The sequence below is a fragment of the Acinetobacter pittii genome, from assembly GCF_022449185.1.
GTDB lineage: Bacteria > Pseudomonadota > Gammaproteobacteria > Pseudomonadales > Moraxellaceae > Acinetobacter > Acinetobacter pittii_I.
On the sequence record NZ_JAKUKO010000009.1, the window covers coordinates 99,933 to 115,095 of the forward strand.

13 protein-coding genes are annotated in these 15,163 nt (G+C 39.2%); all 13 read left to right on the forward strand.

Features of this window, described 5'->3' with window-relative positions; all coding sequences use genetic code 11:
• Positions 1-89 precede the first annotated feature (89 nt).
• The 13 genes from MKX14_RS16785 (at position 90) to MKX14_RS16845 (ending at position 14,744) form a co-directional block, all read left to right on the forward strand.
• The gene (locus MKX14_RS16785) at positions 90-1,007 is read left to right on the forward strand and encodes a phage tail tube protein (RefSeq protein ID WP_240283031.1); all 918 of its coding nucleotides are present in this window, start codon (positions 90-92) and stop codon (positions 1,005-1,007) included.
• A gap of 69 nt (positions 1,008-1,076) precedes the next feature.
• The gene (locus tag MKX14_RS16790; protein ID WP_240283032.1) at positions 1,077-1,586 is read left to right on the forward strand and encodes a hypothetical protein; all 510 of its coding nucleotides are present in this window, start codon (positions 1,077-1,079) and stop codon (positions 1,584-1,586) included.
• Between the two features lie 484 nt (positions 1,587-2,070).
• Entirely contained in the window at positions 2,071-2,904 is an 834-nt protein-coding gene (locus MKX14_RS16795) for a hypothetical protein (RefSeq protein ID WP_240283033.1), read from the forward strand.
• 14 nt (positions 2,905-2,918) lie between these two features.
• The gene (locus tag MKX14_RS16800) at positions 2,919-3,329 is read left to right on the forward strand and encodes a hypothetical protein (RefSeq protein ID WP_240283034.1); all 411 of its coding nucleotides are present in this window, start codon (positions 2,919-2,921) and stop codon (positions 3,327-3,329) included.
• A 137-nt stretch (positions 3,330-3,466) separates the two neighbouring features.
• Positions 3,467-3,877 carry a cell envelope integrity protein TolA gene (locus tag MKX14_RS16805; protein WP_240283035.1) on the forward strand — a complete coding sequence of 137 codons (411 nt, stop codon included), beginning with the start codon at positions 3,467-3,469 and terminating at the stop codon, positions 3,875-3,877.
• Between the two features lie 90 nt (positions 3,878-3,967).
• Positions 3,968-4,369, forward strand: a complete 402-nt coding sequence (locus MKX14_RS16810; RefSeq protein WP_240283036.1) for a J517_1871 family lipoprotein — start codon at positions 3,968-3,970, stop codon at positions 4,367-4,369.
• A 58-nt stretch (positions 4,370-4,427) separates the two neighbouring features.
• Positions 4,428-8,771: a tape measure protein gene (locus MKX14_RS16815; protein ID WP_240283037.1), complete on the forward strand. Its 4,344-nt coding sequence runs from the start codon at positions 4,428-4,430 to the stop codon at positions 8,769-8,771.
• A gap of 89 nt (positions 8,772-8,860) precedes the next feature.
• Entirely contained in the window at positions 8,861-9,448 is a 588-nt protein-coding gene (locus tag MKX14_RS16820; RefSeq protein ID WP_240283038.1) for a hypothetical protein, read from the forward strand.
• Positions 9,449-9,540: 92 nt separating this feature from the next.
• Positions 9,541-9,939, forward strand: a complete 399-nt coding sequence (locus MKX14_RS16825; protein WP_240283039.1) for a hypothetical protein — start codon at positions 9,541-9,543, stop codon at positions 9,937-9,939.
• A complete protein-coding gene (locus MKX14_RS16830) occupies positions 9,939-10,445 on the forward strand; it encodes a DUF1833 family protein (RefSeq protein ID WP_240283040.1) in 507 nt (168 codons plus the stop codon). The genes MKX14_RS16825 and MKX14_RS16830 overlap by 1 nt, the downstream gene beginning before the upstream one ends.
• Positions 10,442-10,804: a hypothetical protein gene (locus MKX14_RS16835; protein ID WP_240283041.1), complete on the forward strand. Its 363-nt coding sequence runs from the start codon at positions 10,442-10,444 to the stop codon at positions 10,802-10,804. The genes MKX14_RS16830 and MKX14_RS16835 overlap by 4 nt, the downstream gene beginning before the upstream one ends.
• The gene (locus MKX14_RS16840; protein WP_240283042.1) at positions 10,797-14,240 is read left to right on the forward strand and encodes a host specificity factor TipJ family phage tail protein; all 3,444 of its coding nucleotides are present in this window, start codon (positions 10,797-10,799) and stop codon (positions 14,238-14,240) included. The genes MKX14_RS16835 and MKX14_RS16840 overlap by 8 nt, the downstream gene beginning before the upstream one ends.
• 117 nt (positions 14,241-14,357) lie before the next feature.
• Positions 14,358-14,744: a hypothetical protein gene (locus MKX14_RS16845; protein WP_240283043.1), complete on the forward strand. Its 387-nt coding sequence runs from the start codon at positions 14,358-14,360 to the stop codon at positions 14,742-14,744.
• The last annotated feature ends 419 nt before the right edge of the window (positions 14,745-15,163 follow it).

A 15,163-nucleotide genomic window follows, 5' to 3' on the forward strand; every position in this document is an offset into this window, starting at 1 on the left:
CTAATTTAGCGGGTTTTTTTACGACCATTTTTTATATCGACCTGCTTATGAAGCGGGTTTTTTTATGCCTAAATTTTGGAGAACTATAAATGAGTTCAGGCGCAAAAATTCGATTATATGCTTGTGAAGAAGCAGTGCTGGGAACTACTCCAGCAAATCCGATTTGGTACACCGTACGCCGTGTTTCAGATGGCTTATCAGAAAACATCTCAACTGAAGAAAGTAGTGAGGTTGTGGATTCACGCTTCCGACAAGGTGGTGTAGTTACTGAAGCTGAAGTGGCTGGTCAGTTAGAGTTTGAATTGTCAGTTGGTACATTTGACTTATTCTTAAGTGCTCTTGCATTTAATAACTGGGCAGCCAATGCGCTTAGCTTTGGTGGAAATGTACGTAAATCATTTACCCTAGTTAAAGTGTTTGAAGATATTGGTCAGGTATTTATTTACCGTGGAGTGCAAGTTAATACGGGTGAAATCACGATTCAGACCACAGGTAAAATTACAGGGAACTTCGGTTTAGTTGGTAATTCATTTACCCGTCAACAGGTCAATCCAGTTACTAATCCAATAGCTGCCTCAAACCGTCCATTGGTCAGTATGCCAAACGTTGAAAACTTGCTTATTAATGGCCAGTCAATTCAAGGTAAAGCCTGCATGCAATCACTGACACTTTCGTTCAATAACAATCTGGAAGCAGTTCGTTGTATCGGTTCAGGCAAGTACACGCCAGAGTTCTACATTGAAAAGATGATGGATATCGAAGCAAATGCTTCATTCATGTTCTCGGCTACAGCAGCAGCTTGGATCGATGCAATCAAAACCCGCGATGTGTTCACACTAACCTTCGACATCAAAGACAGCAAGGGAAGTAAATACTCACTTAATTTCCCTCAATTAGAAGTGATGGAAGCCAATCACCCAGACGGCGGTGGTGATGACATCATTACTTTAGATATCAACTTTGCTCAAGTGCGAACAGCTCCAACGATTGTACGAGCTCTTGTGTAATTCAATTCAAATCAATAAAGCCTGTGGAATCCCATGGGCTTTTTTATTTCCTTAATTTTCGAGGTAGGTATGTCTTTAAAAGTTGGAATTGTACGAAGTTCAGAAGTATCGAAGTGGTGTACGTTTGAAACTGCAGGTGGACAAGCAGAATTTAAAATCCGTGGTATTGGCTATAAACCTTTTCAAGTTGCATTAGAAAAAGCAGGCAATCAAATTTCATCAAAAGGCTATGATGTGATGGTAAAAGATGAAAATGCCAAGCTTTATCATGAGTTGTTAATGGATGCTTGTGCAGCTCACCTAATCGAAGACTGGAAAGGCGTTGTTTTTGCTGAGGTAGTAGAAAGTAATTCCGTTGAAACTGAAAAACCATATACACCTGAAAATGCGTCAAAGCTTCTTAATCTTGGTGATATAGGTATTGTTATCTGGTCATTTATTAAAGAGCAGGCGCAAAAGATCCAAGAAGAAGCTGATAAAGAAAAGGCTTTAATTCTGGGAAAGTCATCGAGCTCTACAAATACCAGAAAACGTATGCGTCGAAAACGCCGCACGAAATCGAACAAATCAAATTCTTAGGTGGACACATTCCGGATCCACCAGAATATTCTTATGCTGCTGACTCGATTCTTGCAGCCTTTAGCACGATTATTAGATCTAGACGATATGAGCAAAGCGTACCGTTATGCTTAGATCAGCAGGCAATCAATGTCTATGCTGAGCATAATGATTTACCTGTTGATGCTCATATCTTTAATGACTGTATTTTTGCTTTAGACAATTTATTTATTGAAGAAGTTCATAAGAAAATTAAGTCTAAATCTAGTAAATAACCATTCTAAGGTTTGGTTATTTTAACAATCCATGATGATAGTTAAGTTATTCTAAATCATAGAAAATAAGTATAAATAATGATCGGATTCTATTTGACGAATATGTTTGCAAGGAGTTTATTAAATAGAAGGATTAAAAATAGGAAAAATAAACGCAAAGTAAAAAAATACCTTTCAAACAAGCTTTAAAAGTAATAGTTAAATACTTCCTGATGGACAGGAGAAAGGTGATGAAAGAAATTGGACATAATTTATTTTTTGTAGGCGCATTTCTGGTACTTTCAGGATGTGTTTCAATGGAATCTGTTAAAAATTACTCAACCTATTCTCGATCAACTATAGAATCCGTAAAACCAATCGCTAAAGATTTTCAAACTTCTTGCCTTCGTGCGAATAGTTATAAGCAATTCAAAGAATTCAGTGAGTGTAAATCTGAACAAGAGGCTTCTAAATCCATTTTAATTGTTGCCTCAGTACTTGATGCTTATGGAGCCGCTTTAGGGGCCTTGGCGTCAGATGAACTTGCAAGTTATAAAACTCAAACTGATGACCTTAAAGGAGAATTAATAAAGCTCAATGTAGCAGATGAACCTAAAATAAAAGCAGTTGGAAACTTATCATCGTTGATAGCAAATGCAGCAACAAAAACTTATCAACAAAAAGAACTAGTCAAATTCATTAAAGAAAGTGATGACTCGGTAATAAACGTTAGTAACGCACTAGCGGATATTATTGAAAAGAACTATGTCCAGGCAATTTCTTATGAGATAGACGCGTGGAAACAAGCTTATAGAAAAGTTGAAATAAGTGAAAGTGATGCTAAGCCTTTAGAATGGGTGGCTTATTCAAAAGCACAGTGGCAACAACGTTCTGATTTAGAAGCCAAGCAAGCCGCAGCAATATCTTTAGCAAAAAATATTCGAAATATTGGAGAAACACACCACAAGCTCAAAGAAGATGCCAATGAACTTTCAAGTAAAGAAGTATATGCGATTGTCAGAAATTTCGTTGACACCTCTAAACCAGTGATTAAGGAAGTCAAAGAAGCTTTTGCAGATAAATAATTGGAGATAATAAAATGAGCAATCAACTTTCACCAGATGAAGTCTATGAACTTTCTAAATCATTTCATGATCTATCCGTTACACTTGGAAACTTTAGATACGATAATTGGAATAATTTAACCTCTGTTCAGAGAAATGATCTTGAGGCTAAACAATGGACTCTATTTAATACTTCTAGTGATCTGAATGCACAATCAGTAATATTAAAAATAAAGCTTTTAGATTCAGATATTCAAATATTGAAATCTTGTACAGATGCAATGAAAGAATCTGCTGATAAGATAAATAGTGTAAAACACGCTATTGCGATAGCTACAAAGGCTGTTGCATTTGGAGGTTCACTCTATATTGCAGCTTCTACAGGAAATATTTCAGCTATGATTGATGCGGCACAAAATCTTTATGATGAGATAAATAAAGATTAAAAATTTATTAGTTTGTTGATAAGGTTAAAAAGGGATTTGATAAAGTCGATATTTTTAACTGTTGAGAAAACCACCTCAGGGTGGTTTTTTTATGTCCTAACTGTTAAATTTTACTCATTATTAAAATGGATATTTTCATGAAAAAAACTATTCTATTGGGATTGGTTTTGAGTTCACTTGCCTGTACTAATCTTTATAGTCAAGATTTAGATAGTATTGTAAACAAGAATATTCCTAATGAATTAGGGAGTACTCAGGAGCAAGATGATGCACTCCTGATCGTAAAAAAGTATAAAGATACATATCAGAAGAAAATATTAAATGCCTGGGATGTACCTCCTAACTCCGCGGGAACAATTGCAAGAGTTAGAGTTCTATTAACGGACAAGGGTGAGGTAGACCAAATAATTTTTTTGAATGAGATATCTAAAGAGTTTAAGTTAAGTATCGAACAAGCGATTAAAAAATCAACTCCTTTTACTTTGCCTGAAAATACTATTATTAGAAAGATGGCAAGAAACCTAACAATTAATTTTAAGGCTACCTAGCTAGACAATATTAATTAAAAAATAATGACTACCTTAGTATGTTTTTTATGAAGTTTCAGATCTTACTCATTACTAACAATGGTGAAGAACATGAAAAAAATAAATTTATTGATAATGACAGTTTTGTTGAGTGGGTGCGTAAGTCCACTAACCCAAATGATGAATAATAAATTTAGTGCAATCCAGCCTACATCTCCATCTGTATCAGGTATATGGACGGTTTCGATTGGCCCGGGTATATCGACGATAAAACTTGATTCTGATGGTAATGGAATACTTTGTGAAGATACGAGTGGACATGTTGTATTCAACAAAGTTAAGTATGCAAATAATATGATTTACATTCAAAATGGTATGGCTCTTGAAGTGAAGCTACTGACCAAAGATCTAATCGAAGCTAGAACAATGATAAGTGCCTCTAATTTGAATATGCTTTACAAAGCTGATAATGGCTTAAGAGCAGCTTCACTGAAGTGCGCCAAAGAATTGTAGATAACCACTTTTATAAACCCGCGTAAGCGGGTTTTTTATTGCCTAGAGGAAAGTAAAAATGGCACAAGAATCTCGTTTGGTCATTGTTATTGATTCGCAAAATGCTGAACGTAATGCGCGTAATCTAGGCAATGAGCTCAATAGTATTGAACGTAAAGGTGATTATGCTTCAAAGTCTATGGATGGCTTATCTGTCTCGACACGTGCACTTGCTGGCTATATGGCAGGGTTGTTAACAGTTGGAGCTGCCGTATCTAAAATGGATGCTTATACTGGCCTACAGAATAGATTGAAGTTGGTAACTAACAATCAAGCTGAGTTAAATAAAGCGACTGAAGATACCTTTCAGATTGCTCAAAGAACCTATTCTGCTTGGGATTCGGTTTTACAGGTGTATCAGCGCTTTAGTGATAACGCCAAAACATTAAATCTTACTATGGATGATACTGCCCGTTTAACAGAAACCGTATCGAAAGCAGTGGCCATTAGTGGAGCAACCGCTGAAGCTGCTGATGCAGCTTTAGTCCAGTTCGGGCAAGCACTTGCAAGTGGAACACTACGCGGTGAAGAGCTGAACTCTGTGATGGAACAAACCCCAGCATTAGCAAAGGCCATTGCACAAGGTATGGGGATTACCGTAGGAGAGTTGCGTTCAGTAGCAGCTGAAGGGAAAATCACTTCACAAGAAATTGTGAAAGCTCTAAGAAATGTTGAGTCTGATATAGATGTATTATTTGGTAAAACTGATATCACAATTGGACAATCATTAACTCTTTTAAATAATGAAATTACGAAATTTGTAGGAGAAGCAGGGAAAGGCTCAGGAGCCGCACAAGTACTTTCTGGTTCAATTCAGGTACTTTCAAGTAATTTGAACTTACTGGTTGACGGAGCACTTATCGCTGGTATCGGATTAATCACCCGTGCAATTTTACTAAAAGGAGCAGCTGTTAAAGAGGGAATAGTTTCTACATTGGCTAGTCGTCAAGCTTCTATAACTAAGGCTCAAGCAGAACTTAGTGAAGCGGCAGCAACTTTAAATACAGCTAAAGCACACCTTGCTAATGTTCAGGCAACTAATGCTGAGACTCAAGCCAAATATGGAGCTACTGCAGCTGCTTTAAGATACACCCAAGCTCAAGCCGCTGTGACAGCAGCAACCAATGTACAAACTGCTGCACAAACTAGGTTGACTGCAGCTACGTCTTTAGCTGGCGGTATTGGTAGCCGAGCTCTTGGACTTATTGGAGGTCCTATAGGTGCTATTACTATAGGTATTTCTGCTTTGGCCGCAGGATATATGTATTTCCAAGAGCAGGCGGAAAAAGCCAATAAAAAGCTAGAGGAACAAGCAGCGGTTGCTAATAAAACGGCTGAAGAACTTAAAAAATTAAGAGGAGTTGAAAAGCAATCTGCTATTGATGATATGACCAAGGCATTGGAAGCTCAAAATAAGGAATTGAGAAAGACTGAGCTTGCTGTCGGTTCTGCATTAATTAACATCCAAAACTATGCAGTCGGTAATGCGGAACTTGCCAAAATTTCTAATGATGCACGTACGGGTACAATTAGCTATACCGAAGCGATTGAACGATTAAATGGAATGAAAATTCCACCTGACTTATATAACGCACTTAAGCAACAAGTTGAAAAATATGACGAAGGCTATCAAAAGGGTACTAAGTTAGTTGAAGGATTAAAGAATGTTGGTATTGAAAGTAAGTTAGCTGGGAATGCTGCGCAAAATGCTGCACTCCAACATCAACAACAAGCGAATGCAATTGGAAATACAGCAACTGAAGCAGAAAAAGCATCGAAGGCTTTACAGGATTATCGGGATAAGCAAAGAGATAATGTGCTTGATTCAATCTATAAATCAGGTTTGCTTGATTCGGGATATACCGTTGCTCAGGCTAACGCGATTCTAGAGCTGCAAAAAGCAAAAGGAATGAGTGCGATTTTATCTAAAGATGAAATTGATAGTGCTTTGCGAAACCTCAAAATTATTGAGGAACAACAGGAGCGTGAAGAGAAACTAATTGACTCCAAACGTAAGCAGACAAAGGAGTTGGAGCAGCAGGAGAAGATTACTAAACGCCTTGTAGGTGTATCGGGTAAATCAGGGATTGGTACGGGTCCTCATCTTGATGTTCGCTATGGCGGCTCAATGTCTGGCCAGAAAGTATCGAATGAACATCTAGCCCGATTACAGGCAGGTGGCAAACCATTGTCATCTTACAAGATCAGTTCTAATTATGGTCCACGAAAAGCCCCTACCAAAGGGGCTTCTTCATTTCATAAGGGTATTGATTTTTCAATGCCTGAAGGCACGCCGATCACGACCAATGTCGCTGTGAAAGATATTAAGACATGGTATGACAGCAAGGGTGGTGGTTATGTCAGTGAGGTGATCTTTGAGGATGGGGTGTCACTTAAGTTGCTTCATCAATCGCCGAGTATGCAAAGCAAGGTTAAGAGCGGAGCAAGTAAAGGCAGTGATAAAGCTTCGGGTGATATTCAATCGCAACTTGATCGTCAGTTAGATGCTCAGCGATCTCTAGAAAATGAAGTAGCTTCTGAAGTACAGCGTATCCAGAATAATTTGAAAGTTAGATTGGAAGACGTTGATAAGGCAGGATTTTCGCCAGAACGAACAGCTGAAATTAAGGCAGAATTACAGCGCCGTGCTGATAATGATGTGGCTATTGCCAAACAAGCAATTAGAAGCAAGCTGGAAGACTACAAGGAGTTTCGTAAAACTGAGGAACAGTTACTTGAAGAGTCCTTTAACCGTAAAAAGTTCAATGCGGCTCATGACATTGAATTAAGTAAATCTGAACAAAAGCAAGCAGTAGAGTTGCTAGAACAGCAGTATCAGCAAGAATTAGGACTGATGAAATTAGCCCAAGAGCAGCGATCATTTCAAGCCCGTTTATCTTTGCTTTCCGAAACTCAGGCTATGCAGGAACGCTATAGACTCGAACGGGAGGAGATTCTTAAGAATACAAAGCTTTCCATTGAAGAGCGGCAAAAGCTGATCGCATTGTCTAAAGCCAATCAGGATAAAGAGACACGCGACAAAGTTAATAACGCTGTTCAAAACTGGGGTGGTATTCAGGCTGATATGAATGGTTCCAGTGAGTTCTTTAGACAGGATCAGGAACGTTTTAGTCGCTTGGGCGCGGCAAATGATCTTGCAGATAGTCAATATGCTGCCACTGATCTTAATGAACAAAATGGTTTAGATAGTCTGAATGCTCAAATGGAAGCTGGATTAATTCAGCAACAAGACTTTGAAAACCAGAAAACTGCAATCATTCAAGCTGCTCAAGAACAACGTAGTCAAATTTACAATGATTATGCTCAGAACGTTAAGGATGTTGAAGACAAGTATCAACAAGATCGATTGAACGCACAGATTGCCCTTGGCGGGCAAATGATGGGTTCGGTCACCTCGATGTTTGGTTCAATGTTTGGTGAACAGTCCAAAGCCTATAAGCTTATGTTTGCGGCGGATAAAGCTTATGCCATTGCTGCTGCGGGACTTGCGATTCAGCAGAATATCGCTGCTGCTTCAAAAGTCGGTTTCCCGTATAACTTACCTTTAATAGCTGGGGCAGTTGCTCAAGGTGTCAGTATTATCGCTAATATCCGGGCAATCAAAGATCAAGGCTTTTCTGATGGTGGTTTTACTGGATCGGGTGGTAAATATGAACCTGCTGGTATTGTTCACAAAGGAGAGGTTGTCTGGTCCCAAGAAGACATTAAAAGATGGGGTGGTGTTGGATTAGTTGAAAATATGCGTAAAAGCTCTAGTCCTGAAGCATTTATCAATAACCATGCTACTAACAATACTTCAGCAGAAAATGTCTTTAATCGTTCTTTCCTCAGTTCAAAAGCATTTAATGATAATCAAACGATTTCGAATATTTTTAATCAACCTATTCGAGAAAATCAGATTATTACTAAAGGCTTTGCGAACGGTGGATTTACTGGAGGAGCTGTTTCAAAACCAACTGTTTCCGCGCGTTCTGATCTATTCCATGACGGAAAAGTCTACTTCTCTTCTAATGGTTTAGTTCAGGATCGCTCAAATCTTGAAGGTGTTCAGGATTTCACCTTAGGGCAATCGTCACGTCCTGAGGCTGAGATTAAGCCTTTTATTGAGCCATCTTCTCCAACTATCAATTTTAAAATTGAAGTTGTGAATCAGGTCAGCGGTGCAATAGTCGAGGCTGAACAACTGGACGAGCAATCAGTCAGGATCATCGTAAGAGAAGAACTGGATAAGCAACTTCCTAAAGCGGTACCTAGAATTGTAGGAGATCAAATCGAGAATCCAAACTCTACTATTAGTCGCTCCTTAAGGGATAACACTACTGCTAGACGTAATCGAATGTAATGATAGGAACCCTTTTAGAAGGGTTCCATTTCATAATTTTTAAATTTCAATTTGATAGAGTCTTTTAGTTTTAAAAATATGGTCATGATATGAAAAAAATAATTGTAATTTCTGCAGTAGTTTTAGGTCTTACTGGGTGTGCCATTCCTGCAGTAAATAATCTCGTAAGATCTACGAATATGTATCAAGATGAAATATCAGGTGATACAGCGAATTTAAGGGTTTATAGAAGTAATATACCCATGGTGCAGTTCTATATTAGTTATCAAAATAATAAGGGTGAAAGAATTTCTAAAAACCTTATAACGAAGCAGATAACAAATAATTTAACAAAGTATGGCTCAATGCATGAGCCAAAAACATTGAGTATGCCTAAACCTACAATTGCTTTGAATAACGGTGAAGAGTTTTTTGAGTTTAAGGTACCTGCAAATAAGAAGTTAACTTTTAGACTTACCTCTGTTATTGGGTCAACTACTATGTATAGTTGTGATGTAAAAATGGACTATCAGTTGGAAAGAAATAGAAATTATGAATTGATCCGATTTAAACAGATCAAAGATTTTGTGAATCCAGCTTTGCTGACTGAACCATCTCAAGATGGAACCTACTGCAAGTTTGTAGTGAAAGAGATTTTTGAAGATGGTAAAGAAACTATTATTAAATCGATTTCTTAATGTTAAATCGTTTTTGTAATTAATTTATATATCTAAACCTTATTTCATCAAACCACCCTTCGAGGTGGTTTTTTATTGCCTGAAGGAAAGTTATGTACAAGTTAAAGCTAAATCCTCAGACCAGCGGTTATGGCGTAACACCGGGTGATGATGTTAAGCGTCAACAAATGGATGGTGGGCGTGGACGCTATTACATTGATATAAAACGCAACAGCCACATTGTCGATGTGAACTGGAATTTAAGTAAAACTGATTTCAACAAAATGATGGCTTTCTGGCGTGTCTATCAGACCAAGCCAGCCTCGTTTTATGCGGATTTGGTCATTGACCAAGGAACACGTCAACAATACCAATGCAATTTCATACCGAACTCGTTCAAGACTAATGAGGTGAATGGAAATCTATACCGGGTAAATGCTCAGCTCGAAGTTGTACAGAACCAGCCTAACCTTATCGCTGATCAGGCACTTATCAAAGATTGGGAGGTCTAATGGATAACGAATACGCCAAGTTCTTTCTCAATCGTAAAGTTGATATCTATCAACTGGAGTGTATTGAACTATTACATCCATCTTTCCTAAACACTTATCGGGTTGTCCGTAATGATGATCAGGGTGTCTATGTTCAGCACAAGGAAGGAACTGGTCAGGTCTTTTATGAATACCTACCCATGTCAATTCAAAGATCTGGAATGCTGGGTGATCTGGACCAGACCTTAACCGTTTCAATTTCTGGACTGGGTGATGTGCTGCCGGATGAGTTTGAACGGGTAATTGAAGGGCAATATTCAGACGTTAAGCCTACCGTAAATTATCGGCTCTATAATTCAGATAACTTGAATACACCAATCCACTATTTGTTAGGACTACAACTTTCAGGTGTATCAATGAATCATAAAGCTGTGACATTCAAGGCTGAATCACCACGATTAAATACCGCGAAGACTGGAGATATTTTTGCATTGGATCGCTTTAGTGGTCTGAAGGGGGCTGTATGAAAAGTCATGATCATTTGCTTGATAAGCAATACGATGAAGAGCAGTACAACTGTGTTCATTTTGCCCATGAAGCTGCTTTAGATTTATATGGAATAGATCGGCGTGAAGCTTTGGATTTATTCATGCAACCTAAAGGCAAAATTACTTTCCTACCATCAAGATTAAAACTCTTAAATCCGCTGCCCATGCCGAAGGAGGGCTGCATAGTCGCCTTCCATCCTAGACAAAGAAATAAGCCCCCGCATGTGGGGCTTTTTCGTTTAGGGCGCGTACTGCATTTAATGGAAGGTGGGGTTACTTATTTAGCTGAAGACGTCATCAAAGCAATGGGGTTTAATCGGGTCAGTTACTATGATTAAGATTATTTATAAACAAGATCCTTTGTCTGAAGAGAAGACAATTGAATATGCTCACACAATAGGACAATGGCTAACTTCCAAATATGAATCTATGCCTGAACATGTCCGTATTTTTCATACATCAAGCAATATGGATCATGCGGAAATTTCATTCGCCAATGAAGTTACACCTAAGAATGCCCATGACTTAAAACAGCTCGATTTCTTACCTGGTACTTTCATTGTGATTGAAAACCCGAAAGGTATGCCAGCGCTTATTGCGGCAATTGTTTCTATTGTTTTAAGTGTGGCCGTTGCATTTTTAATGCCCGCACCATCGATTGCTCAAACCAATCAGAATAACAACCAATCCTCATCTGCAAATAACGAACTTTCAAATCGTGAAAATAAGATGAGGGTAAATGGTCGCATTACAGATAACTATGGTGCTGGATGGAATACACCTGATCTGATTGCTGTGCCTTACAAGGTTTATGAAAACAATGTTGAAGTTGAGCATATTGTTGGTTGTATTGGTCGTGGCCACTATAAAATCAATGGTGCGTACGATGGTGAAACCAATATTGTTGATATTGCTGGAGCATCAGTAGAAGTCTTCCGTCCAGGCGTTGATATTGTCTCTGGACAACCTTATTTTTCTCTTGGTACCGAAATTACTACACCGCCTTTAACTGTTCAGCATCAAAACTCAGTGAATGGCCAGATCTTACGTCCTGCAGATACTCAAAGTCTGGAAGGCACTAATTATCTTCAATTTGCTTACCCAAATGAGATCCTGCGAGCAGCTGCTAACAATACTGATTTAACGACTAAGTTTGTCAGTAATGACCGTGTAGAAATTACTAATGCTTCTTTTACTTATAACGGGCAAACATACGATTTAAACGGTACTTATAGCGTCTTATCCGTTGCAGACGACCGGATGGCATTCTCTAACCCAGCAGCAGTTAATCCAAACTGGTTAAAGCTAAAAGAACTCACTAACCAGCAAACAGGTGCTTTATCTCCAAAGCTTACATCGATTGGTGAAAAGTGGATTGGTCCATTCATCCTGGACAACATTGAGCGTAGTCGTGTCATCTTTAACTTTGTTGCCAGTAATGGACTTTATACCGTTTCTTCAGGGGGCAATCAGGCAGCTGTAAACGTCACGATTGAGGTTGAAGTTACTCCAGTGAATGAATCGGGTGCAGCAATTGGTAATCCAATGCTAAAGCAGATCATTCTCAAGGGTTCAGCTAAGTCACGACAAACGGTTGGGGCAACGCTGGATATGGTCACATTTCAGGGCCGCTGCAGTGTACGTGCTCGCCGTTTAACTCCAACTCCAGCAGTCACAACAGTTGTTGATGAGGTGAAGTGGCAAGCGTTGTACGGTGCATATCCATTGCAAAGCACAATGTATGAACATGAAACGGTTTTCCGTGCACGTACATATGCAACGACTGGAGCATTGTCGGTTAAATCTCGAAAGATCAATTTCGATCTTCAGCGGATGTTACCAACCTATAAAAATGGAGCAATGACAACAGAGCTATTTCCAACATCAAGCTTTGCTGATGCACTGGTCTCAATGGCACTGGATGACAAGATTGGCCGCCGTACGATTGAAGAGATTGATATAGAAAACATCTATCGTACCTATAACGATATTGTTGATTATTTTGGCACACCTTTAGCGGCCGAGTTCTGTACTACGATTGATGATACCAATCTTTCATTTGAAGAGCTTGTGACGAACCTATGTGATGCCGTCTTTTGTACCGCATACCGGCAAAACAATAAGCTCAAGATCTATTTTGAACGACCAACAGATAACTCAGTGTTGCTGTTTAACTTCAGGAATATTATTCCAGATAGTTATAAGCATGATCTGACCTTTGGTGTAATGGATGATTATGATGGGTTGATCTATGAATATACGGATCCAGCCGACGATAGCCGTATCAATATCTACTTGCCGGATAAAGGAGCCAAGAACCCCAAAGAGGTGAAATCTGTAGGTGTACGTAACAAGTGGCAAGCTCATTTTAATGCTTACCGGCTTTTGAACAAACTTCGCTTTCAGCGTAAATCCATCACCTTTGATGCAGCACCTGAATCTGAGTTACTGGTTTTACGTGACCGTATTGCTGTAGCTGATTATCGAAATGGTATTCATCAAAGTGGTGAAGTGGTACGGCAAGAGGGCTTAATTCTTACATTGAGTCACGATGTCGATTTCATAGCTGGCAAGAGCTATGTAATTTATCTACAAATGGGAGATGGCAGCGTTGACCTTATTCCTATTACATCTGGTTCAGCCAAGAATAAGGTGGTTTTAGGACGTTTACCAAGCGGTGCTCTGAAGCTAAGTTCAGATGATTTCGTTAATACCATTTATACGGTTGTTAATGACGATACTAAGGACTCATTACCCTATTTAGTTGCAAAGAAAGATCCTGTAGACCAATTCTCAAATACGATAACTGCAGTGAATTACGATGTGCGGTATTACCTCAACGATAAAGACTTTATTGACCTGCCAGTTGATGATTCACCAATTTACATTCGATATGACCAGTTAGATATTAATCTTGCACGTTTATATCAGATGCAAAGAGGCGACTTGCCAACTACAGGCGAAATTAGCTTTGTGGTTGAAGCGGGTGCTTTGGTATCCAGTTCTAGTTCACTTCGGCCAGAAACACGAATGGTTTATAAGTTTGACTATAACTCTAGTCCCGCAAAACGGGAGTTTATTGTTCCTGCTGCTCCCGAGTTACCAGCGATCGATACAGGAGAATTTCCTTCAGGTCTTATCGTAAATCTTACGATTAAAGGATCAGTCGTTGGGCGCGGGGGTGATGGTGGTTTGCCACATTTGGCTTTTGGTGCCTGGTCTACAGATCCGGACTACAACTTTACCAGAACGCGTCGTGATGGGTTCCAAGGTGCACCGGGTTTAATGAACCGGCACAGCAAATTGAATCTGATTATCGATGGAGGCACTTTAGCTAGAGGTGGCTCTGGAGGCGGGGCTACACCAAGTGGTATTTACACAGAACTTGGCTATGGAGTGCAAGGTGTTCCTGGAGGAGCTGGTGCACCGTTTGGTCGGGTTATGACTGGACAGCCAATTTATAACGATACTCAGGACTGGCGCTGGTATTTGAACGGTGGCTATTTATTAGTTGTAAAAGTTACCGATGCTGACGCTGTAACACCAGGGAAAGGCTATCGAACTCCAAATAGTAACCGCTATGTATCGCCTTTATCTGGTGATGGCGGAGGCTGGGGGCAACGTGGTACCAAGTCGACAAATAGTGGAACTTCGAACTGGAATTACCATGGAACAACTGAAGGAGAGCCTGGAGCGGGCGGTACCGCAATTGTCGGAGTAGCGCCACTAACAACAAAATTGATAAATGGAGGGAGAATCTTACAAACCCTTTAATAATTTGAAAGAACTTAGAGCACCCATTTCGGGTGCTTTTTTATGATTGGCCCAATGATGGATTGGACAATGAACAACTACCGCTTTCTAGCGGTTTTTCTATTTCTGGAGAAATATATGGAACCAGTTTCCACTAGTGGTGTAACAGCAATTTTAAAATTTTATGGTGCAGCAATCATGGTGACTTTAGCGGTCGCTTTAGTTGCAGCAGTAGTATTGATGACACGTATGCCGCGCTCACCTCAAGAGTGGGCGGTAGGTTTGATCTGTACAGTTGTTTCAAGTCTTGCAGGCGGTTCATTCATTATTGTGAAATGGGGGCTTCATGAATGGGTTACTGATGTTTGGGGGATGATTACCTTAGGGGGCTTCTTCTTTGTTTGCGGATTACCGGGTTGGGCTTTGGTCAGATGGATCTTTAACTTTATTGATAAACAAGAAGGTAAAACGATCCTTGATGTAATTAAAGCCATCAGAAATGCCAAAAATGATATTGAAAGTTAATACCACCTTCGGGTGGTTTTTTATTTTTTCGTGCAGGTAAATGGGTATGAAGAGTGCATCAATTAGCAGAAACGATTTTTTAACAAAGACAGCGGAAGTCCTTCCGCCTGATATTAAAAAACGGATGGGGGTAAAGTTCGGCTATTAATTCTATAGGAAGTAAAAAATGTACTTTATCCCAAAAAAGCAAAAACCCCAGTGTTGGCGCACTGAGGTTTTTTTATCAACTTAACCAGAGCTAGATTAAGGAGAAGATATATCTATATGGAGCATTTTAAACCAATAGTGGAGCTTATGAAAGTATCTATTGAAAAGTACGGATTATGGCAAACAATAGTTGCATTTATTCTTTTGTTTTCCATACCAATCTTAATGTGGAAGTTGGATGTAATAATTGCTTCTATAAAAGCATAAATCAA

What these genes read in the sequence shown, in the direction of transcription:
- MKX14_RS16795 (WP_240283033.1), top strand. Translation starts at nt 2,071, where the DNA reads ATGAAAGAAATTGGACATAATTTATTTTTTGTAGGCGCATTTCTGGTA.
- MKX14_RS16835 (WP_240283041.1), top strand. Translation starts at nt 10,442, where the DNA reads ATGAAAAGTCATGATCATTTGCTTGATAAGCAATACGATGAAGAGCAG.
- MKX14_RS16820 (WP_240283038.1), top strand. Translation starts at nt 8,861, where the DNA reads ATGAAAAAAATAATTGTAATTTCTGCAGTAGTTTTAGGTCTTACTGGG.
- MKX14_RS16810 (WP_240283036.1), top strand. Translation starts at nt 3,968, where the DNA reads ATGAAAAAAATAAATTTATTGATAATGACAGTTTTGTTGAGTGGGTGC.
- MKX14_RS16790 (WP_240283032.1), top strand. Translation starts at nt 1,077, where the DNA reads ATGTCTTTAAAAGTTGGAATTGTACGAAGTTCAGAAGTATCGAAGTGG.
- MKX14_RS16785 (WP_240283031.1), top strand. Translation starts at nt 90, where the DNA reads ATGAGTTCAGGCGCAAAAATTCGATTATATGCTTGTGAAGAAGCAGTG.
- MKX14_RS16830 (WP_240283040.1), top strand. Translation starts at nt 9,939, where the DNA reads ATGGATAACGAATACGCCAAGTTCTTTCTCAATCGTAAAGTTGATATC.
- MKX14_RS16840 (WP_240283042.1), top strand. Translation starts at nt 10,797, where the DNA reads ATGATTAAGATTATTTATAAACAAGATCCTTTGTCTGAAGAGAAGACA.
- MKX14_RS16825 (WP_240283039.1), top strand. Translation starts at nt 9,541, where the DNA reads ATGTACAAGTTAAAGCTAAATCCTCAGACCAGCGGTTATGGCGTAACA.
- MKX14_RS16800 (WP_240283034.1), top strand. Translation starts at nt 2,919, where the DNA reads ATGAGCAATCAACTTTCACCAGATGAAGTCTATGAACTTTCTAAATCA.
- MKX14_RS16805 (WP_240283035.1), top strand. Translation starts at nt 3,467, where the DNA reads ATGAAAAAAACTATTCTATTGGGATTGGTTTTGAGTTCACTTGCCTGT.
- MKX14_RS16815 (WP_240283037.1), top strand. Translation starts at nt 4,428, where the DNA reads ATGGCACAAGAATCTCGTTTGGTCATTGTTATTGATTCGCAAAATGCT.
- MKX14_RS16845 (WP_240283043.1), top strand. Translation starts at nt 14,358, where the DNA reads ATGGAACCAGTTTCCACTAGTGGTGTAACAGCAATTTTAAAATTTTAT.